Source organism: Paenibacillus sp. BJ-4 (assembly GCF_020404765.1).
Classification (GTDB): Bacteria; Bacillota; Bacilli; order Paenibacillales; family Paenibacillaceae; genus Paenibacillus.
This window is the reverse complement of sequence record NZ_JAIVEM010000111.1, coordinates 1-211: the sequence shown is the minus strand read 5'-3', so window position 1 is coordinate 211 and position 211 is coordinate 1. Positions and strand designations below refer to the sequence as shown.

The 211-nt window shown below is 50.7% G+C and carries 1 rRNA gene; it reads left to right on the top strand.

Annotated elements, in window-relative coordinates:
* Positions 1 to 211, top strand: a 23S ribosomal RNA gene (locus LCF57_RS18125); the annotation flags it as partial.

The window sequence follows — 211 nt, the reverse complement described above, 5'->3', positions numbered from 1 at the left end:
CAGGGGAACTGAAACATCTAAGTACCCTGAGGAAGAGAAAACAATAGTGATTCCGTCAGTAGCGGCGAGCGAACGCGGATTAGCCCAAACTAGGGAGCTTGCTCCCTGGGGTTGTGGGACGTCTCACATGGAGTTACAAAGGAACCGGTTAGATGAAGAGGTCTGGAAAGGCCCGCCAGAGAAGGTAAAAGCCCTGTAGTTCAAAACTTGT